Here is a 21,631-nt window from a genome sequence, read left to right as displayed (position 1 = left end):
TTTTGTCACTAAGAGCTATTCACCATCCAGGCCACGGATAGGCTTGATGGAGCCCCACTGCCGGCAGGAGGGACACTGCCAGAACAGCGAATGGGTGGCAAAGCCGCACTGGCGGCACTTGTGGGTCGATTTTATCTTGATCTGCTCGCCGACCAGCTGCTGCAGCAGCTCCAGACTCTCCTTGGCGGGTCCCTCCTCGGCGCTCGCCAGCTGGAAGCCCACCAGCTGGTAAAACCCCTTCATGGAGGGGTGGCGCCGCAGCTGGCGCAGCACCAGGGCGCGGGCCTGGCTCAGGCCGTCGCGCGCCTCCACCAGATTGGCCAGGGCCAGGGTCACGCTGACACCGGCATGATCCTCCACCGCCTTCTCCAGCAGCGGGATCAGCTCCTGAGTGCGGCCAAGCTGCTGATAGCAATCGAGCAGCCTGGGCATGGCCTCGGAGGCAAAATCCATGTCCTGCTCGAACACCCGCAGCAGATCCTTGCTGGCCTCCTCGAACTTGCCCTCCTCCATCGACAGATCGGCCAGTCGCAGGCTGGCCCGAGCACAGGCAGGGTGGGCTGCGAGCGCCCGCTTGAACTTGGCGATCCCCGCCCCCTTGTCACCGTCGCGCAAGGCGTTCTCAGCCTGCTCGCAATAGAAATGGGAGATGGGCTCCGCCAGCTTCTTGCCCTGGAATTTCTGCAGGCGAATGGCGACCTCGATGGCCTTGTCCCAGTCACGCAGCTGTTGATGGATGATGAGCAACTGCGCCAAGGCCGTCTCTTCAAAGTCGCTGTCTTCGCACAGCTCCTTCCAGAGCGCTTCTGCCCGATCCAGCAGGCCGGCAGCCAGGAAATCCCGGGCCAGCTCCTGCAGCGCGAGCTGACGCTGCTCCCGGGTCAGCTGACGGGCGACCAGGTTCTGGTGGATCTTGATGGCACGATCGACCTCCCCCCGCTGACGAAACAGGTTGCCGAGGGAGAGATGGGTTTCGATGGTTTCGCTGTCGACTTCCAGCAGCTGGATAAAGAGATCCACCGCCTTGTCCGACTCGTCAGACAGCAAATAGTTGAGGCCCGCCACGTACTGGCGGGAAAACTGGTTACTCTGTTGCTGGGTGTCCTGGCGAACACTCCTGCGTCCCATGTACCAGCCATAACCAGCGGCAATCGGCAACAGCAGGAAAAGCAGTTCAAGCATCGAGGGACATTATTCCTTGGCTGGCGACCGGGCTAGCTCCAACTCACGGGATTGACGACGCATGGTGCGACTGAGGGTACGGTTTTGCAGTTTCAAGCGCAGGAAGAGCAGACCGAACACCAGCCAGCCCAACAGGAAGCCACCGGCAAAGAAGAACCCCAGCAGCATGGAGAGAGAGAACTCCCCCTGGGCGATGAGATAGTTGAACTGCACCAGCTGGCCATTTTGCGAACCGATGGCGAGGGTCAGTACAAACACCAGCACCAATGGGATGAGGGCCAAGATACGCTTCATAAGATCTCCCTGTCTGTAGCTAATGAGAGACTGATTATCCTTAAAATCACAGGCAGACTCTAGAGCGAATGGGAAAAGACTGCGAGAAACCTGACAAATCACATATCTAAAGACGTAAAAATAAAAAAGGCATACCCAGGTATGCCATTTTCTGCATTATTCGATGATGTTCACGCGTTCGCGCAACTCTTTACCAGGCTTGAAATGCGGGACATATTTCCCGGTCAGTTCAACCTTGTCCCCAGTCTTGGGGTTACGACCCACGCGGGGCGCACGATAGTGCAGTGAGAAACTTCCAAATCCTCGGATTTCAATCCGGTCGCCGTTTTGCAAGGTCGATGCCATCTGCTCAAGGATCTCCTTGATGGCGGCTTCGACATCTTTGGCCGGCATATGCATGCGGCTGGCAGCCAATTGTTCGATGAGATCTGATTTGGTCATAAGGTTAAATCTCCTTCCCCGATCACATGCAATTTTCATTATGCCAAGATAAAAAAGGGCGGCGTGAAGCCGCCCTTTTCTTGCATCAAGGATTACTCACCCTTGGCGGCTTTGAACGCTTCCATCATGGCATTGCTGAACACAACTTCTTCTTGTTGGTTCAGGCTGTCGATGGCAACACGCTCGTCAGCCTCGTCCTTGGCACGGACAGACAGGCTTACGGTACGGTTCTTGCGATCAACACCCATGAATTTGGCTTCAACTTCGTCACCAACAGACAGCACCAGAGTGGCGTCTTCTACACGGTCACGAGCAGCGTCGGAGGCACGCAGGTAGCCTTCCACGCCGTCAGCCAGTTCGATCACGGCACCCTTGGCATCAACCTCGGTAACCTTACCCTTCACGATAGCACCTTTCTTGTTGTCAGACAGGTACTTGTTGAACGGGTCTTCTTCGATCTGCTTGACACCCAGGGAGATGCGCTCACGCTCCGGGTCCACTTGCAGAACAACGGCTTCGATTTCGTCGCCCTTCTTGAATTCACGTACTGCTTCTTCGCCCTGGTTGTTCCAGGAGATGTCAGACAGGTGAACCAGGCCGTCGATGCCGCCGTCCAGACCGATGAAGATACCGAAGTCAGTGATGGACTTGATCTTGCCGGAAACACGGTCGCCCTTGGCGTGAGTTTCGGCAAACAGCTGCCACGGGTTGGATTTGCACTGCTTCAGACCCAGGGAGATACGACGACGCTCTTCGTCGATGTCCAGAACCATCACGTCAACCACGTCGCCAACGTTGACAACCTTGGACGGGTGGATGTTCTTGTTGGTCCAATCCATCTCGGATACGTGTACCAGGCCTTCAACGCCTTCTTCGATTTCAACGAAGCAGCCGTAGTCGGTCAGGTTGGTCACGCGGCCAGACAGACGGGTGGTCTCCGGGTAACGCTTGGCGATAGCAACCCAGGGATCTTCGCCCAGCTGCTTCAGACCCAGGGATACACGGGTACGCTCGCGGTCGAACTTCAGAACCTTGACTGCGATCTCGTCGCCAACGTTGACGATTTCGGAAGGATGCTTAACGCGCTTCCACGCCATGTCGGTGATGTGCAGCAGGCCGTCAACACCGCCCAGATCTACGAATGCACCGTAGTCGGTCAGGTTCTTGACGATACCCTTAACTTCTTGACCTTCTTGCAGGTTGGCCAGCAGGCTTTCGCGCTCGGAGGTGTTCTCGGTTTCGATCACGGCACGACGGGAAACGACAACGTTGTTGCGCTTCTGGTCCAGCTTGATGACCTTGAACTCGAGTTCTTTGTTTTCCAGGTGAGCGGTGTCACGGATCGGACGCACGTCAACCAGAGAACCCGGCAGGAAGGCACGGATGCCGTTCAGCTCAACGGTGAAACCACCCTTGACCTTGCCGTTGATGATACCGATAACGGTAGCTTGCTCTTCGTATGCCTTCTCAAGCTGCAGCCAGGCTTCGTGGCGCTTGGCTTTTTCGCGGGACAGCTTGGTTTCGCCGAAACCATCTTCGATAGAGTCCAGAGCCACGTCAACGGTGTCGCCTACGTTGATTTCCAGCTCGCCCAGGGCGTTCTTGAACTCTTCAGCAGGAATGGCAGACTCAGATTTCAGACCGGCGTCAACCAGTACAAAACCGTTCTCGATAGCAACGACGGTACCCTTGACGATGGAACCTTGACGGGTTTCAACGGCGTTCAGGGACTCTTCAAAGAGTTGAGCAAAAGATTCGATCATTGTTTGTGTCACAAATGAAACATCCACTCGCAATCCGGCACAAGCGGGGTTGTTTTAAATTATCTGCGCCATCCATGGTGCAGACGACTGACATCAGCTGGTGCTGACATCACCAAGTTGTTGCTCCGCATAGGCGAGCACCGTTGCCAGCACGTCATCTATGGTCATAGACGTTGAGTCTACCACAAGAGCATCTTCCGCGGGTTTCAGGGGGGCAACGGCGCGATTTCTGTCGCGGTCGTCACGTTCCCGAATCTCGGTTAAAAGACGCTCAAAGTTAACATCAAAGCCCTTATCTTGCAACTGCTTATAGCGGCGCTGCGCCCGCTCCTCCGCGCTGGCATCGAGGAAAATCTTCACCTCGGCCTCGGGGAAAACCACTGTGCCCATGTCACGGCCATCGGCAATGAGGCCCGGCAACTGGCGGAAGGCTCGCTGGCGGCGCAGCAGCGCTTCGCGCACGCGGGGGAAGACGGCGACCTTGCTGGCGGCATCGCTCACTTCCTGGGAGCGGATGGTACGGGAAACATCCTCTCCTTCCAGCACCACCTTGACCTGTCCGCCATCAACCTGGAACTGCACGTCCAGATTGGCGGCCAGGGGCACCAGCGCGGCTTCGGCATCGAGCTCCACATCGTGGTGCAAGGCCGCCAGCGCCAGTACCCGGTAGATGGCACCGGAGTCGAGCAGGTGCCAACCCAGTTTCTCTGCCAACAGCTGGCACAGGGTGCCTTTACCGGCTCCACTCGGGCCATCAATTGTCATCACGGGGGCCATCTGAGGCATAACTTTTCTCCTGCGCACTCGGCATGTTGACTGGTTGCCCGCATCCCTGTCGGGAGGGGTAATGGGCGCCGATTATACCCGAATGCACCGGCGCTGGCAGTTGTCGAGGCGCACAATTGCGCAAAAGTCGTCGCGATTGCGCCTATTATGACCAATCGAGTGGATCATTCCTGAATACAAGCTTTTGTTCTTATGGTTGTTAGGGGTGAGGCACGTTAAACTAGCCGCCTTTTTCAAGCAGCTGTAGTCAGGAGCAACCCTATGAGCAGCATTACTCTCGTAGCCAAATCCAAGTTGCCGACCCCTTGGGGTATCTTCACGCTGGTAGGCTTTCAGGAAACCGGCACAGGCAAGGATCACGCCGCGCTGGTGATGGGCGATATCGCGGACGGTGAGCCCGTGCTGGGCCGAATTCATTCCGAGTGTCTGACCGGGGATGCCCTGTTCAGCCTTCGCTGCGACTGTGGCTTCCAGCTGCAGGCCGCCATGGAGAAGATCGCCAAGGCCGGTCGCGGCGTCTTACTGTATGTCCGTCAGGAAGGGCGTGGCATCGGCCTGCTCAACAAGATCCGCGCCTATCATCTGCAGGATCAGGGCGCCGACACCGTCGAAGCCAACGTGGCACTGGGCTTTGCCGCCGACATGCGCGATTACACCATCTGTGCCGACATGCTGAAGGCCTTGGAGGTCAAGAGCCTGCGCCTGATGACCAACAACCCGCGCAAGCTGAAGGCGATGGAATCCTTTGGCATTCCGGTGGCCGAGCGCGTCCCCCTGCAGGAGGGTCGCAATCCCCACAACGAGTTCTATCTCTCCACCAAGGCCAACAAGCTGGATCACCTGTTCAAGAAGTGATGGCTCGCAGCCTGGCACCGGCATGAAAAACGCCTCCATCGGGAGGCGTTTTTGTTGGCGATCTTGCGGCCCTATCTGTTCTCCCCCAGGTTGTTGTCCCTCAGGGCACCATCCGGGGTTGGCTCTGGCTTGGCCTGTGCCAGCAGGAAATCCCGCAGCGCCCGGTTGGCCATGGAGAGGGGATCCCCCCGCCGCCAGGCCACGCAGAGATCGAGGAAGATGGGCGGAGCAAAGGGGATCCCGCTGAGAGTCGTCTCCTCCTCCAGCGCCATGCGCAGGAAGGTGGTCACGGCGAACCCTTGTCTCACCACCGCCTTGAGCAGGGGGATGAGGTTGCTCTCGAAGCCGATGTTCGGCTCTATTCCCAGGCCTTGTGCCAGCGCCTCCATGTGCTCTCTGTGGTAGAAGCCCCGCCGGAACATGGCGAGCTCCTGGTTGAAGAACTGGGGCAGCGAGACAGCGCCGGCCCCCCGCAGAGGATGCTCCTCCCCCACCACCATCAGCATCTCTTCCCGCAGCAGCTGGGCCCCCTCGAGCGCAGGCGGCAAGTCGCTGGTGATGAGGATGGCCAGATCCAGGCTGCCGTCCACCATGCGACTGAGCAGTTCCCGGGTGCCCGCCTCCTCCACGCGGATCTTCAAACCGGGGTAGCGATGCTTGAACGCCATCAGGATCGGCGGGAAGTAATAGGAGCCCATCATGTAGGGGATGCCGATGCGCACCTCCCCCCGCTCCAGTCCCTTGAGCTCGGCCATCTCCGCCTCTGCCTGGTGCATCTGCAGCAGCAGCCGCTCGGCATGACGGCAGAGCACCTCCCCCTCCGGGGTGAGCCGCACGCTGCGATCCTGCCTGTCGAACAGGCGCAGATCGAGTTGTTGCTCCAGCTTGGCGATGGCCATGCTGACGGCCGGTTGCGCCACGTGCAGGCCCTGGGCGGCCTTGGTAAAGGAGCCCGCGTCCCGCACCGCCAGCAGGTAACCGAGCTGTTTCAGATCCATATCAATTCCATTTATCATACTGATAACTTAAATATATTATATTTATATAAGGCGACCCACTACTCTGCACAAAAGTCGTCGGGACAACTCCAAATGATCGAAGTAGGCAGTCGCGAATGGATACGCGCCACCCTGGCCCTCAGCCTGGGATCCTTCCTGGTATTTCTCAATCTCTATCAGACCCACCCCCTGCTGCCTCTGCTGGCGGAGGTGTTCTCCGTCAGCTCCCTGTCGGCGGGATGGACCCTGGCGGGCTGCACCGCGGGGCTCGCGGGCTCCCTGCTCATCTGTGCCCGCCTGGCGGACAGGTTCGGGCGACGGCGGATCATGTTGTGGACCCTGACCGGCGCCATCCTGCTCTCCCTGTACATTCCCTGGGTGACCCGCTTCGATCTGCTGGTGTGCCTGCGCGTGCTGCAGGGGGCGCTCCTGGCCGGGTTGCCTGCCACCGCCATCGCCTACATGGGAGAAGAGTTCAGCAAGCGCGCCCTGCTCTCGGCGGTGGGGATCTATATCGCCGCCAACTCCCTCGGCGGCATCGCCGGCCGTGTGGTCGGCGGCCTGCTGGCAGGCTGGTTCGGGGACTGGCAGCATACCTTCCTCGGGATCGGGTTCATCAGTCTCGCCCTGTTGCCGCTGGTCATCTGGCTGCTGCCTGCCCAGACCCGCTTCGTGGCTGTGGAGGCCGCCCCGGGGCAACTGCGCCGCGCCATCCAGAGCCACCTCGGCAATCCCTTGCTGCTGGGGGCCTATCTCATCGGCGGGCTCAACTTCATGGTCTTCCTGAACCAGTACAGCTACCTCACCTTCCTGCTGGCCAAGGCCCCCTTCTCCCTGCCGACCCAGTGGCTCGGCATGCTGTTTCTGACCTACCTCACCGGCACCCTCGCCTCCTCCCTGAGCGGCCGCTGTGCCCATCGCTTTGGGGCGCAGCGCCTGCTGCTGGCGGGGATCACCCTGATGGCGCTCGGCAGCCTCGCCCTGCTGCAGGGGACCCTTGCCACCATCATAGGGGGTCTGCTGGTCTCGAGCTTCGGCTTCTTCCTCGCCCACGCCTGCGCCAGCGCCTGGGTCGGTCAGCATGTGGAGCACAACAGGGCGCTCGCCTCGTCGCTCTATCTGGTGGGGTATTATCTGGGGGCCAGTCTAGGGGGGCTTTACTTGCATCCCTTCTGGGAGCGGGGGGGTCTCTGGGGATTGGTGCTCGGCATCGAGCTGGTCTTGTGCGTCACCGCCGCCTTGAGCCTCTGGCTCGGTCATCTCAAGGGGCGCGCGGCGCCGCCCCTCTCCTGTCACGCCTCGTCACGCCAGTGACGGGGCCCGCAGCTCACAAGCCGTCGTAATAGTCCGCCGGCACCGGCACCACGGCACCTGTGTGCAGCTCCTCGTCGATCACCTCGCTCAAGGGGCGCAGATGAAACTTGATCTGCCCCGACGGCAACATCAGCCCCACATCCGGGTTGCGCCCGTCGTCCATGTTGGCCGTCTTGAACGCAAGCCCGGGATGGGCGGCCACCAGGGCCGTGAGCGAGGGCACCACCAGCTCTATGTGCTCCAGCCCCGCCTGATGGGCGCGGCCCGCCTTGGGGGCGGCCAGCTCGATGCAGGGAACCGTGACCTGCTGCCAGCAGACGGGTTGATGCAGGCGATAGGTGGCGATGGGGCGGCCCCCTATCATCCCCTCCACCAGCAGCACCCCATGGCGCGCCAGCGTCTCTTTGAGGGCGAGGTATTCCGGCAGGGTGGCGGCGCGATAGCAGAGATGATCCACCTGGGGGGCCTCGCACTCCCCCATGAGGGCGTGCATTTCAGTGAGCAGTTGGCAAACGAATGGGGCCATGGGCCCCAGCGTGGTATCCAGTGGATGAGACATGATCACCATTTCTTCTTGGGTTGGAACAGGACATCTAGCTCGTCCGCTTCTTTGTCCTTGATGTTTTGCAGCTCCTTCTCGCTGTGCTGCTGCAGATGCTCTTCCAGCTGGCGCATCCCCTGGCGCATGTCCTCTTCCCGCGCCAGCAGGTAGGGATCCTTGTCGGAGACATTGGCCAGGGCGCCGAGCCCCTTGGTATAGAGCTGGCGACAGGTGCCGTACTGTCCCTGGATCTGGGCATCCATGGCCCGCTTGATCAGGTTGGCGATGTTGATCTTGAGCTGCATCAGCTCGAGGCGGCGATCCTCCTGGGCGAACCCCTGAGGATCTATCTTGCCCTTGTTGTGCTCGACCCGCAGCACGGCCCGCATCTTCTTGGCCAGTTGCAGCATCTGGATCGCCTGACGGTCGGACTCCGGGGTCTTGAAGTGCCCTTCGTCCTGACTGCTGTAGTTCTCCTGCACGTTCTTGATCTGGGTCTGGACGTCGAGGATGCGCTGCTTGACCTGGGGGTTCGGCATCACCTGCACTATGGCGCGGTAGGCATCCAGGATCCTGTGTTGCAGCAGCAGCACCATGTTCTTGGAGAAGGGCACCAGGTTGACGTTCAGCAGCACCTCTTCGGTCTCGTCCGCCACCGCCTTGTGGCGGGCGATGGCCTGGCGCTTGTCGGCTTCCGCCTTCTGTTTGTATTGCTGCACCACGTTATAGGCGATGACCAGAAACAGGAGTGCGCCAATCGACAGCAATATCAAGGTTAAAATCATAGGGTATTCACACTCCTGTCCCAATCCAATTGCGTGATCCTACAACAGCTTACCCGCATAGGGTAGCGCCCAGATCGCACCTTGCCTCACAACAACGCAAGGGAGCCGCGGCAAGGGCGATGCCCGGGGCCTCATGCTCAATATCGCCCGCCGCCCCCATTACTTGAGGCAAAACCCCTTCGACTGGAGGAATCCCAGCATGAAGGGACGCGCCTCCTTGCCGAGGATGGCCTTGATCTGTCCGCTCCAGGTCTGCACCTTGTTGTTGCTGCTGCGGGCCAGGTAGTAGTCGTGGATTTGGCTGTCGTATTGCGCCAGCAGGGCGCGATCGAGCGTCTCTGGATAGCGGTTCTCGTGCACCACCAGCGCGCGGGGCAGCCGCGGCTTCTGCTCCGGCTGCTGAGCGGGATGACCCAGACAGAGACCGAACAGCGGGATCACCTGATGGGGCAGCCCCAGCAGCTCGCTCACCGCCGCCGGGTTGTTGCGAATGCCGCCGATGTAGACGCCCCCCAGGCCCAGAGACTGGGCCGCCAGCAGGGCATTCTGGGCCATCAGGGCCCCGTCGATGGCCCCTATCATGAGCTGCTCCACGAAGCCGGTCTGGGCCTCCGGCACTATCTGGCTGTGGCGCTGATAGTCGGCGCAAAACAGCAGGAACTCCGCCGCCTCGGCCACGTAGGCCTGGTGCCCGGCCAGCTCGGCCAGGGTGGCGCGCAGCCCCTTGTCCGTCACCCGGATAAGGCTGTTGGCCTGCAGGAAGCTGGAGCTGGAGGCGCTCTGGGCCGCGCTCAGTATCTGATCGAGTTGCGAGGCGCTGATGGGCTCAGGGGTGAACTGACGAATGGAGCGATGGGAAAGGATGAGATCTATGGTCGGGTTCATGGTGCCTCCAAAATGAAGGTCACACTGTACCCAAAAAAAGCGAGGGGCCCAAGGCCCCTCGTCACCCTCAGGGGGCAGGATAGACATAGGGGGCCTGCAGCCCGAGCGGGAAGCCCAGCGCCCAGTAGAGCAGCAGGAAGCAGGTCCAGCTCACCAGGAAGGCCAGGGAGTAGGGCAGCATCATGGAGACCAGGGTGCCGATACCGGTGCTCTTCACATACTGCTGGCAGTAGACCACCACCAGGGGGAAGAAGACCATCAGCGGGGTGATGATGTTGGAAGCGGAATCCCCTACCCGATAGGCGGCCTGGGTCAGCTCCGGCGAGATCCCCACCGCCATCAGCATGGGCACCAGGATGGGGCTGATGAGCGCCCACTTGGCCGAGGCCGACCCCACCACCAGGTTGACGCTGGCGGTGAGCAGTATCATGCCGACTATGGTCACTTCCCCCGGCAGTGCCAGGGCGTGGAGCACCTCGGCGCCGGAGAGGGCCAGCAGGGTTCCCAGGTTGGAGTCACCGAACGCCTTGATGAAGAGGGCGCAGAAGAAGGCCATCACCATGTAGGAGCCCATCTTGTTCATGGTGGCCGACATGGCATCGATCACATCCTTGCCGCTCTTGAAGCTCCCCGCCACGAAGCCGTAGACGATGCCGGGCAGGATGAAGAGCAGGAAGATGAGGGGCACGATGGACTTCATCACGGGCGCCGCGAAGGTGGTGAGCGATCCATCCGGTGCCCGCATCGGCGAGTCGTCCGGGGACAGGGCCAGCCCCAGCAGCACCACGGCCGCCAGCATGGCAAACCCGGCCCAGTTGAAGGCCCGGCTCTCCTGCGCGCTGTAGCGCCCCATCTCGTCGGCACTCTCCAGATCCTCGTTGAGGGGCACCTGCTTGAGGCGCGGCTCCACTATCTTCTCGGTGACAAACCAGCCCACGCAGATGATCAGCAGGGAGGAGGCACCGGTGAAGATGATGTTGCACAGGGTGTTGACCATGTAGTCGGGGTCGAGCAGCTGGGCCGCCGACTGGGTGAACCCCTGCAGCAGGGCATCCCCGCCGGAGGGGAGGAAGTTGGCGGCGAAGCCGCCGGAGACCCCGGCAAAGGCCGCGGCTATGCCCGCCAGCGGGTGACGGCCCGCCGCATGGAAGATGATGCCGCCGATGGGGATCACCAGCACATAGCCCGCATCTGCCGCCGTATGGCTGACGATGGCCACCAGGATCAGCATGGGGGTCAGGAAGCGCGCCGGGGTGACCTTGAGCAACTTCTTCAGGCCGGTGTTGATGAAGCCGGACTGCTCGGCCACCCCGACCCCCAGCATGGCCACCAGCACTATGCCAAGGGGCGCAAAGCCGGTGAAGGTGGTGACCATGCTGGCGAGAAACTCGGCCAGCCCTGCCCCGGTCAACAGGTTGTTGACCACCACGGCCTCCCCGGTGCGGGGATTGACCAGATCGAAGGAGAACTGGGAGCCTATCCAGGAGCCGACCCAGACGATCAGCAATGCATAGAGGAACAACATGGCGGGATCCGGCAGCTTGTTGCCCGCCTTCTCGACCCCGTTCAGGAAGCGGTTCAACCAGCCATTGGGACTGGCCGGACGCTCGTTCACTGCGGCTTGACTCATTATGGTGATACTCCATTACCAAGGAATGAGCGCGCATACTAGCGATAACGTCTAATGAATCCCATGATATGAGACAAAAATTCGATTAATTATGTTTAATTTGGCATGTCACGCTCCTGAAATGGGAGATGCCGCACACTTATCGGCAAGGATCTCAACGACTTGCCAGCGGATAGTGGCCAAGCTTGCAGCGGATCCCGAAGCCTGCCGCCGCCACCTCCTCCGGGGTCATGGGGGGGCTGAACAGGAATCCCTGGAAGACGTGACAGCCCTGGGCCCGCAGGGCCGCCAGCTCGTGCTCGTCCTCCACCCCTTCCGCCAGGATCCCGAGCCCCAGGCTGGTGGCCATGGCCACTGTGGCCCGGATCACCGGCAGGTTCAGCCCCACCACGAAGGAGCGATCCAGCTTGATGGTGTCGATGGGCAGGCGGTTGAGGTAGGCGAGCGAGGAGTAGCCGGTGCCGAAGTCGTCGATGGCGATTTTGATCCCCTGCTCGCTCAGGGCGTCGAGGATCTCGATGCAGCCCTTCATGTCCAGCATCAGCACGGTTTCGGTCAGCTCCAGGGTCAGCAGGCCCGCCTCGACATTGGACTCCCTGAGCTGCTGCGCCACCTGCCCCGGCAGGGAGGCGGAGAGCTGGAAGCCGGAGAGGTTGACCGAGACCGGCACCCGCACCTGCCATTGACGCTGCCACTCCCCCATCTGGGCCAAGGCGGTGGCGAGCACCCAGCTCCCGATTTCACGGATAAGCCCCATCTCTTCGGCAAGCGGGATGAACTCCGCCGGCGAAACGTGCCCGAGCACTGGGTTGTACCAGCGCAGCAGGGCCTCCAGACCGATGAGCTTCCCCTGGGCCACGTCCACCTGGGGTTGATAGCGCAGGCTCAGCTCCCCCCGGCCGACGGCCTTGGCCAGAAACTGCTTCAGGGTGAGCTTGCGGTGCAGGCTCTGCTGCATGCTGGGGGTGAAGCGCTGCCAGCGCAGGCGCCCCATCTGCTTGGCCTGGTACATGGCCATGTCGGCGCGGGTGATGAGATTGTCCCCGTCGTCCGCGTCGTCCGGATAGATGGCGATGCCGATGCTGCCGCCTATGGTGACCTCGGGCACCCCGCTCAGCTGCAGCGGCTTGCTCATCTGGGAGAGCATGAGATCCGCCACCTCCTGCGCCCGCTCGCTGGCCTGACCGAGGGGCACCAGGGCGGTGAACTCGTCCCCACCGAGGCGCGCCAGCTCCACGTCCCGCGGGCAGATCTGCTTGAGCCGGCCGGCCACCCGCTCCAGCAGGCGATCCCCCGCCTTGTGGCCATAGTTGTCATTGACCAGCTTGAAGTTGTCCAGATCCATGAACACCAGGGCAAAGCGCCCCCCCAGGCCGCAATAGGCCTCGAGGGACTTCATCAGGCCGTAGCGATTGAGCAGGCCGGTGAGGGAGTCGTGCCAGGCCAGGTGACGGTGTTCCAGCTCCTCGAGCTTGCGATCCGTGATGTCCCGCATGGTCAGCAGGATCCGGGCCCCCTGCTGGATGTGGCGGAACTGATACTGGAACCAGCGCATCCCCTTCCGGGTCCGGCACTCCCCCTCGGCCACCACCTCTCCCACCCGGGAGAGCCGGGTGTAGAAGGCCTCGTCGTCACCGGAGAAGACCTGGGCAAGCCGGGTGATGCCAGTGCCAAAGCACATGTCGAAGTGGTGGTTGCCGCTCTCGAGGCCCCCCTCGTTGTCGAACAGGCAGGCCAAAGTGTCGCCGGTGGCGAGGGAGGATTCCTGATAGAGGGTATCGGCATCGATGACCGCCTCCGTCATCATCATCTGGCGCCCGGCGAGCTGGATGCCGGAGAGGCGCAGATAGACCTGCTTTTTGACCCCCTTGGGGGAGAGGGTCCACCACTCGTTGTAACTGCGATCCTGTTGAAAATCACCGAGATAACGCTGCAACAGCAGATCGATGGCGGCGGCCATGTCGGCCGAGAAGTCGCGGGATTGCAGCTCGGCCAGGGAGCTCGCCTCCCACAATCCCAGGGCGGAGCCATTGGCCCAGTAAATGTGGTGACGCTGGATGTCATAGACCCAGATGGGCGTATGGAGCACGTCCATTGCGGTAAGCAGGCGTTCGTCTAGCGTATTCATGTTGCGTGATGATTCATGCTGAAAGCTCATGGCAGAACCAGCCTGGATCCGTCTTTGGCAAACGCGTCCGTGCTGGTACAAAATCCGTTCCGACCCATAATCTGGAAACAGGCAGCTGAAAAAGGGCCGAAATCATATGAAAACGCTACATGTGATCCCCATGGTCAGAAGAAATGGGCTCACACTGGTACTGTTGGGCATGGTCATAACCATTACTATGATTTTTATACTTTTTTTCTTTCCTGAACAACTACTAATGCCGGTCATCTTCCTCCTGCTGACGGGTCTGATGACAATTCTTGTCGGGGCGCTGAAACTGGCTGAGCCTCATTTTAGTCTCTCTCTGTGTCAGGATTGTCTGCAATATCACCATAAGTACGGTGGCTGGATCCTGAAATGGAGAAATATTCAGCGAATTGACCAGCCACGTATCCATTTAGGGTGGGATCTGGTGCCCCTGCCCTACATTGGTTTGAAGATTAAGGATTACGACGATTTCTTGACGCTGATCACACCCAGGCTGGCCGTTCGCCTGCTGACCGAGCAGCGCGCCGTGCTGTTGCAGGCCATGAACAGCGAGCGTCCCGACTGTCTCACCGGAGGCTGCGGCAGCGGTCTGCTGGGCGAGGGGCTGCTGGAGGAGAGCCGCTTTCGCTCCCCCTCTGGCCAGCAGTACGATGGGGTGATCGCCATGCTGGGCAACCGCATGGCCAGACTGCGGGATCTGCTGGGTTATGATCTGCTGGTGCCGGACAACAGCCTGGATCGCCCCCCCGCCGACTTCGTCCATCTGCTCAATCAGTACCAGCGCGAGTCGAATCTAATCCAGATCAATTAAACGCCGGATTGCGCTTGCCAAGCCTGGCGACTCTTCATAAGGTCACTGGCTTGTTACAAACACCCCCTAAGCCGCTTATGAAGTACATCGAAGAGTTCTATCTGTTCGTCAAGGTGGTGCAAGAGGGCGGTTTCTCCCACGCCGCCGCCGCGCTGGGCATGCCGACCGGCACCATCAGTCGACGCATCTCACAACTGGAAGAACAGCTCGGGTGCGCCTTGCTGCACCGATCCACCCGCAAGCTGCGCCTCACCGACGAGGGGCTGCGCTATTACGAGCGCCTGTGCACGCCGCTGGCCGAAATCGAGCAGGCGACCGGCGAGATCCAGGGCCAGGAGAGGGACATCAGCGGCCTCATCCGCCTCGCCGCGCCCATCGCCCTCTCCAATACCATCCTGGTCGACATGCTGGCAGACTTCGGTCTGCGCTATCCCGGGGTGCAGTTCGACATCAGCCAGACCAATGACCACGCCCCCCTCTGCGATCAGGACAGGGATCTGGTGTTTTTCAACGGCGAGCTCTCCCAGACCCTGCCCAATGCCCTCTGCCTCGGCCACATCGAGTACGGCCTGTTTGCCTCCCCCCTCTATCTGGAGAAGATGGGCATCCCCTCCCACCCGGCCCAGCTGGAAGAGCACGATCTCATCTACTGCTGGCCCCACCAGCACTGGCAGCTGAGCGGTCGGGATCAACAGACGGTGCAGATCAAGCGGACACCGCGCCTGAACGTCAACCAGACCCAGGCCGCGGTGCGGGCGGCCCGGCGCCACCTCGGCATCGTCAATGCCCCCCTGCACTATGTGCACCCCTTCCTGCAGGACGAGCAGCTGGTCGCCGTGCTGCCGGACTGGCAGTCGGGCAAGCGCCCCTTCTACATGCTCCAATGCCAGCCCCAGTTCACGCCGTTGCGTGTTAAGATGTTTGCCGATTTCGTCGAGAAATACTCTGCACGCTATCGCCATCATCAGCGGGACGATCAATTTTTGCCGGCCATGCCGCTGCCCGTTGCATCTGACGGTTGATCGCCCACACTTAGCGCAATCCTCGTTGCACAGGTCAGCTAACACTATGAATGTATTGATATGTGATGACTCGGGGTTCGCTCGCAAGCAGTTGATGCGCGCCCTGCCTGCCGGCTGGAATGTCACCCTGCACCAGGCCGCTGACGGCCTGGAAGGGGTCGAGCAGATCCTGATGGGCCACGGCGATCTGATCTTTCTCGATCTGACCATGCCGGAAATGGACGGCTATGGCGTGCTGGAGACCCTCAAGCGCGAGGGACTGCGCAGCAAGGTGATCGTGGTCTCCGGCGACATCCAGCCGGAAGCCCACGCCCGCGTCATGGCCCTCGGGGCCCTCGATTTCATCAAGAAGCCGGCCTCGCCCGAGAGCCTGCTCGCCCTGCTCGGCCGCCACGGCCTGTGGCAAGCGGCGCCCCAGCCGGCCGCCGCCCCCGCCCTTGCCACCGCCGGTCACGCCCCCCTCGAGAGCACCATTCAGTTCACCCCCGAGCTGCGGGATGTCTATCAGGAGCTCGCCAACGTCGCCATGGGCCAGGGGGCCGATCTGCTGGCTCGCCTGCTGGATGCCTTCGTGGTGCTGCCCATCCCCAACGTCAACGTGCTGGAGGTCTCCGAGCTGCACATGGCCCTCTCGGCCGCCGCCGAGTCGGACACCCTCTCCGCCGTCTGCCAGGGCTTCATCGGGGCCGGCATCGCCGGCGAGGCGCTGCTGCTGTTTCACGATGCCAGCTTCCAGGATCTGGCACGCCTGATGAACCATCAGGGGGTGCTGGATCACAACGCCGAGCTGGAGCTCTTGATGGATACCGCCAACGTCTTGATCGGGGCCTTCCTGCGCGGCTACGCCAACCAGCTCGACACCCCCTTCAGCCAGGGCCACCCCGTGGTGCTCGGTCAGCACAGACCCATTAGAGATCTCATTCGCACCAACCAGAGCCGCTGGCGCCGCACCCTGGCCATCGAGATCAACTACCGGGTGCAGGGCTATGCGGTGCAGTGCGACCTGCTGCTGCTGTTTACCGAAGACTCCATCGCCACCATGAACAACAAGATCATGCATATGCTCTAGCGCTAGTGGTGTGATCCCATCGCCAGCATCAATCACGAGTTCATGCATATGCTCTAGCGGTGATCCCATCGCCAGCATCAACAACACAGACTCAGGCACCAGGAGTGACCATGGAAATCCGGGAATTTCATTGGCTGATGAACATAGTCCAGAACCTGGACGTGGGGCTGGTCGTGCTCGACAAGGGCTACCGGGTACAGGTATGGAACGGCTTCATGGAGAGCCACAGCGGCCGGCTGGCCGGCGAGGTGCGCGATCAGGTGCTGTTCGACCTCTTCCCCGACGTGGATCGCGCCTGGCTGGAGCGTAAGGCAAACATGGTGTTCAAGCTCAACAACCGCGCCTTCAGCACCTGGGAGCAGCGCCCCTATCTGCTGCGCTTCTCCAACTATCGCCCCATCACGGGCTCGGCCCCCCACATGTACCAGAACCTGACCCTGGTGCCCCTGGCCGATTTCGGCGGCGAGGTCACCCATCTGGCCATCATGATCTACGACGCCACCGACGAGGCCATGCTGATCACGGGCCAGCGCCAGGGATGAGCCCTCGGCACAGAGACACAAGAAGGGCGCCATCAGGCGCCCTTCTTTTCATGCTTGCCGATCACCCTCAGCCGTTCAGGAACTCGGTGAAGGCATCTATTACCTCGTCGATGTCGTCATCGGTGATCTGCAGATGGGTCACCAGCCTCAGCTCCCCGTAGCCGGAGAAGAGGATGCCGCGCTCCTTCATGAAGCCGAGCAGGGTGGCGGGATCTCCCTGGGTCAGGCGCAGGAACACCATGTTGGTCTGCACCTCTTCCATATTGAGCGAGATACCGGGCAAGGAGGCCAGCCCCTCAGCCAGGCGCCTGGCACGGCGATGATCGTCCGCCAGCCGGGTGACGTGCTGATCCAGGGCAAACAGCGCAGCCTGGGCCAGGATCCCCCCCTGACGCATGCCGCCCCCCAGCATCTTGCGCAGCCGTCTGGCCCGCGCGATGAAGCCATGGGAGCCCACCAGCAATGAACCGACCGGCGCCCCCAGCCCCTTGGAGAGACAGACGGAGATGCTGTCGAAGGGGGCCGCTATGGCCGCGACCGGCTCGCCGCTCGCCACCACCGCATTGAACAGACGGGCCCCGTCCAGGTGCAGCAGCAAGCCGTGTTCATTCACAAAATCGCGCATCTCGCGCAGGTAGGACAGCGGCAGCACCTTGCCGTTGTGGGTATTTTCAAGGCACACCAGCCGGGTCTGGACGAAGTGGGCGTCATCGGGGGCGATGGCGGCCCGCACGTCCCTCAGCGCCAGGGTACCGTCGGCCTGCATGGGAACAGACTGCAGGGCCACAGAGCCCAGCACGGCAGAGCCCTGCGCCTCGTAGCGATAGATGTGGGAGGCGGAGCCCAGCACAGCCCCCTCCCCGCGCTGGCAGTGGCTCATCATCGCCAGCAGGTTGGACATGGTGCCGGATGGCACGAACAGGGCCGCCTCTTTGCCCAGCAGCTCGGCACCCCGACGCTCCAGCGCATTGATGCTGGGATCTTCCCCGTAGACATCATCGCCCACCTCGGCGTGCAGCATGCTCTGGCGCATGGCTTCCGTGGGTTGGGTCACGGTATCACTTCGTAAATCGATATAGCGCATGTCATCCTCCTGATGCAGGAGCATGACATTAACCAGCCGGCACCATGCTGGCAAGGGATGGGGGGCGGGAATGTGAGCCCGGCGGCTCACCAGGGCAGCGGCTGGCCGCGCAGGTCCACGAAGCGGCCGGAGTGCGCCAGGGTCAGCGAGGCCAGGAGATCCAGCAACTGCGGCGCCACCAGGGCGGGATCCTGCAACAGGGCGGGGTCAAGCCCCTGCCGGAAGGGTTGCTGCATGGGGGTGTCCATGAGCCCGGGGTGGACCGTGATGACGCCGGCGCCGGGGAAGCGCTCGGCCCACTCGGCGGCCAGGATCCTGGCCCCCATGTTGAGGGCCGCCTTGCTCATCCGGTAGCTGTAGCGCCCGACGGCCTCCAGGTTGCCGGTCCCCAGGCTGCCCGCCAGATCCGAGACAGAGCAGAGCCACAGCCGGCTCTCGGGGCTCATGAGCCGGCTCAGGCTGGCACCCAGGGCCAGGTGGGGCCAGGCATTGGCCTGCAGACTTTCCCCCAGCCACTGGGGGCTTACCTCCTCCACCCGCCGCTCCGGCATGTGATTGAGATCGTGCAGCAGGCCTATGGTGTTGATCACCACAGTCGGCAGCGTGGTGGCGTCATAGAGGGTGAACAGGGCCTCGAAGGAGAGCGGGTCCACCTCCTGCAACGGGAAATAGCAGGCGGGATCCAGCCCTTTGGGCAACTGTCTGCCCGCCAGCAACCACTCTTCGCCACGTCTGGCGAGTTCGTGGGCCAGGGCCCCCCCCAACCCGCCACTGCCCAGGATCAGATAACTCATCTGTGTGTCCTTGGATTTGTCCATTGCTTAGAGGGTATCAGAAGAATGGCGCCCTGCCGGGGCCCGCGGCCTCAGGCCTCTGCCAGATGACGGCCGAACTCCCGCGCCCGCGCCAGATCCAGGAAACCGTCCGCCTGCTTGTGGCTGCGCAGGAACTGGTAGTAGGCGAGCAGGGTGACCAGGTGCTGCTCGTCCGGCAGCGGCTGGCCGGGGAGCGTCTCCTGCACCAACGCCCCCGCCGCCGCCAGCGCGTCCCTGTCCACCACCTCGGCCTGGCGGTAGAGATAACCGCAGCCGGTGGCGAGCCACTCTAGGGAGCAGTTCGCCCCCATGGCGATCTGGTTCGCCTTGCCAAGGCCGGGCTCGGCCCCTTTCAGATACTTGCGGATCAGGGCCTCACTCAGCCCCACCTTGCGGGCGAAGGCGCTGACGCTGCCCTCCCCGATCAGGCTCTGCAGCCTGGCGGCAAATCCTTCCATCACCACCTCTCCATCGTCTTTCTGGCCCGCCTCTGCGCCCGGGCACCGTTATCGGTCAGAACCATAGTTCGAATTCGCGAGGGGGGCATTATTGCCTTGTCCGCCAGAAGAGACCAAGATGCTGGCAGCATTGATTCTGCCTTTTTTTGTCCGTCTCTTTATCCGTAGAGGAGTCACCATGTCCGTATCCCGTCTTGCCCTGCACCATCAAGGCCCCACCTTCTCCCGCCTCATCATGGGCTACTGGCGCCTGATGGAGTGGCAACTCTCCCCGGCCGCCCTGCTGGATCTGATGAAATACCACCTGGATCTCGGGGTCACCACCATAGATCACGCCGACATCTACGGCGGCTACCAGTGCGAGGAGGCCTTCGGCCAGGCCCTGCGTCTGGAGCCCTCCCTGCGCAGCCGGATGGAGATTGTCAGCAAGTGCGGCATCGCCCTCACCGCCAAGCCGGAACACGCCCTCAATCACTACAACACCAGCAAGGGCCACATCGTCGCCAGCGCCGAGGCCTCCTTGCAAAAGCTCGGCACCGATCACCTGGATCTGCTGCTGATCCACCGCCCCGACCCTCTGATGAATGCCGACGAGGTGGCCGAGGCCTTCATCAGCCTCAAGCAGGCGGGCAAGATCAAGCACGCCGGCGTCTCCAACTTCACCCCCCACCAGTTCAATCTGCTGCAATCACGCCTGCCCTTTCCCCTGGTCACCAACCAGCTGGAGATCTCGCCGCTGCACCAGGAAGGGACGCTGGATGGCGCCCTGGATCAGTGCCAACAACTGGGCATCAAGCCCATGGCCTGGTCCTGCCTCGGTGGCGGACGGCTGTTCAACGATCCCGCCTATGCCCCGCTGCGAGCCGAGCTCGAGCAGATCCGCCAGGAGGTGGGGGCCCAGCACCTGGAGCAGGTGGTCTACGCCTGGGTGATGATGCTGCCGAGCCAGCCGCTGCCGCTCATCGGCTCGGGCAAGCGGGAGCGGATCGCCGCCGCCGTGGCGGCGGAGTCCATCGTGCTCAACCGCCAGCAGTGGTTCCGCATCCGCAAGGCCGCCCTGGGTTACGATGTGCCCTGATCCCGCCCGCCACTGAGCGGGAGGCAAACAAAAACGGCATGGATTGCTCCATGCCGTTTTTCGTTATCGAGACGATTCAACGATGGCGCTGGGGGCGACCACGAGGTGCATCTGTCTTCGGTTTGGCCTGGTTGACTGTGATGGTCCGGCCACCTATTTCGGTGCCATGCAACTCGGCGATGGCCTTCTCGGCATCCCCGTTGACAGGCATTTCAATGAAGCCAAACCCCTTGGACTGACCGGTATCGCGATCGATGATGATATCGACCTTGTCTACCTGCCCAAATTGGCTGAACACGGTTGTCAGTTCGTCGGCCGTCATCCGGTACGACAGATTACCTACGTAAATCTTCATGCCATCCACTCTCGATTCAAGGTGCCTTCTCTATGCATCCACCGACCTGGAGTAAGGGCACAACCCCCCTGCCGGACCAGCCATGGCATCATGCCGTGGCACTCCCTGCCTCGAGGCCCAAGTCGTTGATCTCTTGGACTATCGGAGCAGGAAAGATCAATTCGAATCAGAGGGAGTATCTGAGCTTTGCGATAGATTGTCGAGAAAATAGTCAGGCTGGCTGCAGCGCGGCCAACAACCGGCTCAGGGCGCGGCGGCTGTGCCAGGCCCGTTTAAAACCGAAGCGATAGACGCCGGGGGCCACCTCATGGGTGCCTTCCCGGGTCAGACCCAGCAAGGCGGTGGCGTCGGCCAGGGCCTCCCCATCCAGCCCCAGATCCAGGCTGAAGTCGAGCCACTGACCGTCGTGCCCCACCTTGCGATCTCGCTCTATGCCCACCAGTGCCGCCCTCGGCAGGGCCAGGGCCCTGTCTTCGCCACCGTTGAGCAGATAGAGGTGATGGTCGTCCCAGGCGAGCTCCGCCAACCGCCAGCGCTGCCAGTTGCGCGGCAACACCATCATCACCAGCACTATGCCGCCAAACACCAGACCGACCCAGGGCAGCAGCCCCATCTCGGGATAACCCAGCAAGAGCGCGGCCACCACAGTCCCCAGGCTCGCCAGCAACAGGCAGATCATGACCCCGTAGAAGCGCCGCGCCGGGGGCATCAGCCAGTTCACTCCCCCCTGCGATGCCAGTTCACTGACTCTCATCTCATCCTCCTCAC

General features: G+C 61.8%; 23 protein-coding genes. 7 read left to right on the top strand and 16 right to left on the bottom strand.

The features are described from left to right. Positions 1-15: 15 nt before the first annotated feature. The 5 genes from lapB to cmk form a co-directional block, all read right to left on the bottom strand. Entirely contained in the window at positions 16-1,182 is a 1,167-nt protein-coding gene (lapB, locus tag AC1IN8_RS14970; protein ID WP_139439580.1) for a lipopolysaccharide assembly protein LapB, read from the bottom strand. A gap of 9 nt (positions 1,183-1,191) precedes the next feature. Beyond that, positions 1,192-1,476 carry a LapA family protein gene (locus AC1IN8_RS14965; RefSeq protein WP_005327818.1) on the bottom strand — a complete coding sequence of 95 codons (285 nt, stop codon included), beginning with the start codon at positions 1,474-1,476 and terminating at the stop codon, positions 1,192-1,194. A gap of 156 nt (positions 1,477-1,632) precedes the next feature. Continuing rightward, positions 1,633-1,917, bottom strand: coding sequence for an integration host factor subunit beta (gene ihfB, locus AC1IN8_RS14960; protein WP_005299934.1), 285 nt, complete (start codon positions 1,915-1,917; stop codon positions 1,633-1,635). A gap of 92 nt (positions 1,918-2,009) precedes the next feature. Continuing rightward, positions 2,010-3,680, bottom strand: a complete 1,671-nt coding sequence (rpsA, locus tag AC1IN8_RS14955) for a 30S ribosomal protein S1 (protein WP_005327816.1) — start codon at positions 3,678-3,680, stop codon at positions 2,010-2,012. A gap of 93 nt (positions 3,681-3,773) precedes the next feature. Beyond that, positions 3,774-4,466: a (d)CMP kinase gene (gene cmk, locus AC1IN8_RS14950; RefSeq protein ID WP_042649706.1), complete on the bottom strand. Its 693-nt coding sequence runs from the start codon at positions 4,464-4,466 to the stop codon at positions 3,774-3,776. Between the two features lie 261 nt (positions 4,467-4,727). Between cmk and ribA the strand changes: the two genes are divergently transcribed. Further along, positions 4,728-5,321, top strand: coding sequence for a GTP cyclohydrolase II (ribA, locus tag AC1IN8_RS14945; RefSeq protein WP_005327814.1), 594 nt, complete (start codon positions 4,728-4,730; stop codon positions 5,319-5,321). Between the two features lie 71 nt (positions 5,322-5,392). Here the strand turns inward: ribA and AC1IN8_RS14940 are convergent, their stop codons facing one another. Further along, positions 5,393-6,319: a LysR family transcriptional regulator gene (locus AC1IN8_RS14940; RefSeq protein WP_479759405.1), complete on the bottom strand. Its 927-nt coding sequence runs from the start codon at positions 6,317-6,319 to the stop codon at positions 5,393-5,395. Between the two features lie 93 nt (positions 6,320-6,412). On the opposite strand from AC1IN8_RS14940, the gene AC1IN8_RS14935 reads away from it, so the two are divergent. After that, positions 6,413-7,633 carry an MFS transporter gene (locus AC1IN8_RS14935; RefSeq protein ID WP_479759403.1) on the top strand — a complete coding sequence of 407 codons (1,221 nt, stop codon included), beginning with the start codon at positions 6,413-6,415 and terminating at the stop codon, positions 7,631-7,633. 13 nt (positions 7,634-7,646) lie between these two features. Here AC1IN8_RS14935 and AC1IN8_RS14930 read toward each other — a convergent pair whose 3' ends face one another. From AC1IN8_RS14930 to AC1IN8_RS14910, 5 genes are all read right to left on the bottom strand, one after another. Continuing rightward, on the bottom strand, positions 7,647-8,201 hold the full coding sequence (locus tag AC1IN8_RS14930; RefSeq protein ID WP_265436952.1) for a VOC family protein: 555 nt from the start codon (positions 8,199-8,201) through the stop codon (positions 7,647-7,649). Next, positions 8,195-8,959: a DNA repair protein gene (locus tag AC1IN8_RS14925; protein ID WP_247626372.1), complete on the bottom strand. Its 765-nt coding sequence runs from the start codon at positions 8,957-8,959 to the stop codon at positions 8,195-8,197. The genes AC1IN8_RS14930 and AC1IN8_RS14925 overlap by 7 nt, the downstream gene beginning before the upstream one ends. A 159-nt stretch (positions 8,960-9,118) precedes the next feature. Beyond that, positions 9,119-9,844 (bottom strand): oxygen-insensitive NADPH nitroreductase, encoded by a 726-nt coding sequence (gene nfsA, locus AC1IN8_RS14920; RefSeq protein ID WP_139745560.1) that lies wholly within the window; start codon positions 9,842-9,844, stop codon positions 9,119-9,121. Between the two features lie 67 nt (positions 9,845-9,911). After that, complete coding sequence (locus AC1IN8_RS14915; protein ID WP_042650274.1) at positions 9,912-11,474, bottom strand: AbgT family transporter; 1,563 nt, start codon at positions 11,472-11,474, stop codon at positions 9,912-9,914. Positions 11,475-11,628: 154 nt separating this feature from the next. Then, positions 11,629-13,569, bottom strand: coding sequence for a putative bifunctional diguanylate cyclase/phosphodiesterase (locus AC1IN8_RS14910; protein WP_162519326.1), 1,941 nt, complete (start codon positions 13,567-13,569; stop codon positions 11,629-11,631). Positions 13,570-13,738: 169 nt separating this feature from the next. Here AC1IN8_RS14910 and AC1IN8_RS14905 point away from each other — a divergent pair, with 169 nt between their 5' ends. The 4 genes from AC1IN8_RS14905 to AC1IN8_RS14890 all read left to right on the top strand — a co-directional run bounded on the left by AC1IN8_RS14905 (position 13,739) and on the right by AC1IN8_RS14890 (position 17,073). Next, complete coding sequence (locus AC1IN8_RS14905; RefSeq protein ID WP_139439587.1) at positions 13,739-14,440, top strand: DUF2982 domain-containing protein; 702 nt, start codon at positions 13,739-13,741, stop codon at positions 14,438-14,440. A 77-nt stretch (positions 14,441-14,517) separates the two neighbouring features. Then, positions 14,518-15,462 (top strand): LysR family transcriptional regulator, encoded by a 945-nt coding sequence (locus tag AC1IN8_RS14900; RefSeq protein ID WP_202045912.1) that lies wholly within the window; start codon positions 14,518-14,520, stop codon positions 15,460-15,462. A 46-nt stretch (positions 15,463-15,508) separates the two neighbouring features. Further along, positions 15,509-16,531, top strand: coding sequence for a response regulator (locus tag AC1IN8_RS14895; RefSeq protein ID WP_139439326.1), 1,023 nt, complete (start codon positions 15,509-15,511; stop codon positions 16,529-16,531). 110 nt (positions 16,532-16,641) lie between these two features. After that, complete coding sequence (locus AC1IN8_RS14890) at positions 16,642-17,073, top strand: PAS domain-containing protein (protein WP_042650276.1); 432 nt, start codon at positions 16,642-16,644, stop codon at positions 17,071-17,073. A gap of 67 nt (positions 17,074-17,140) precedes the next feature. Here AC1IN8_RS14890 and ltaE read toward each other — a convergent pair whose 3' ends face one another. The 3 genes from ltaE to AC1IN8_RS14875 form a co-directional block, all read right to left on the bottom strand. Beyond that, positions 17,141-18,157 carry a low-specificity L-threonine aldolase gene (gene ltaE, locus AC1IN8_RS14885; RefSeq protein ID WP_319912425.1) on the bottom strand — a complete coding sequence of 339 codons (1,017 nt, stop codon included), beginning with the start codon at positions 18,155-18,157 and terminating at the stop codon, positions 17,141-17,143. Positions 18,158-18,243: 86 nt separating this feature from the next. Continuing rightward, complete coding sequence (locus AC1IN8_RS14880; protein WP_479759399.1) at positions 18,244-18,951, bottom strand: Rossmann-fold NAD(P)-binding domain-containing protein; 708 nt, start codon at positions 18,949-18,951, stop codon at positions 18,244-18,246. A 71-nt stretch (positions 18,952-19,022) separates the two neighbouring features. Then, positions 19,023-19,430: an XRE family transcriptional regulator gene (locus AC1IN8_RS14875; RefSeq protein WP_111913373.1), complete on the bottom strand. Its 408-nt coding sequence runs from the start codon at positions 19,428-19,430 to the stop codon at positions 19,023-19,025. A gap of 178 nt (positions 19,431-19,608) precedes the next feature. Between AC1IN8_RS14875 and AC1IN8_RS14870 the strand changes: the two genes are divergently transcribed. Next, positions 19,609-20,508: an aldo/keto reductase gene (locus AC1IN8_RS14870; RefSeq protein ID WP_202045918.1), complete on the top strand. Its 900-nt coding sequence runs from the start codon at positions 19,609-19,611 to the stop codon at positions 20,506-20,508. A gap of 76 nt (positions 20,509-20,584) precedes the next feature. On the opposite strand, the gene AC1IN8_RS14865 is transcribed toward AC1IN8_RS14870, so the two are convergent. Together AC1IN8_RS14865 and AC1IN8_RS14860 are read right to left on the bottom strand one after the other, a co-directional pair. Further along, positions 20,585-20,863 (bottom strand): RNA recognition motif domain-containing protein, encoded by a 279-nt coding sequence (locus AC1IN8_RS14865; protein ID WP_162519307.1) that lies wholly within the window; start codon positions 20,861-20,863, stop codon positions 20,585-20,587. Positions 20,864-21,074: 211 nt separating this feature from the next. Further along, positions 21,075-21,617, bottom strand: a complete 543-nt coding sequence (locus AC1IN8_RS14860) for a hypothetical protein (protein ID WP_319912427.1) — start codon at positions 21,615-21,617, stop codon at positions 21,075-21,077. Between the last annotated feature and the right edge of the window lie 14 nt (positions 21,618-21,631).

The sequence above is a fragment of the Aeromonas sp. 130281 genome (assembly GCF_056642115.1).
The sequence above is the reverse complement of the archived record's forward strand: the minus strand, read 5'-3'. Positions and strand labels throughout refer to the sequence as shown.